General features: G+C 40.3%; 1 pseudogene. It reads left to right on the top strand.

Annotated features, from left to right (window positions below):
• Positions 1–136: pseudogene (locus FTW16_RS15465) on the top strand (dicarboxylate/amino acid:cation symporter); the annotation flags it as partial.
• Between the last annotated feature and the right edge of the window lie 157 nt (positions 137–293).

The raw sequence follows: 293 nt of genomic DNA, 5'->3' as shown, positions 1-293 counted from the left end.
CCGTATTCATGACATGTTCTGTACTTCTTCTAACGTGGTCGGTGATACTGCGGTTAACACTATCGTTGCTAAGTCTGAAGGTGAAATCGGCGCAGAAGTTAACGAAGAAGCCGAATTACAGAAAGCAGAAGTATAATCAGAGGCTATTTGTTCTATCGATGAAACTTGAATAGAAAGCCTGAATAGATAAACGGAGCCCAAATGGCTCCGTTTTTATTGGGTGAGAGGTTAACCATATTTTATCGCTTTGGTTGAATAGAAACTAGGGCAGGTTGAGTTGATGAAAAGCTTTT

Origin of the sequence: Vibrio sp. T20, from assembly GCF_007858795.1 — a bacterium.
GTDB classification, from domain to species: domain Bacteria; phylum Pseudomonadota; class Gammaproteobacteria; order Enterobacterales; family Vibrionaceae; genus Vibrio; species Vibrio satsumensis.
This window is presented reverse-complemented; position numbering and strand designations above follow the sequence as displayed.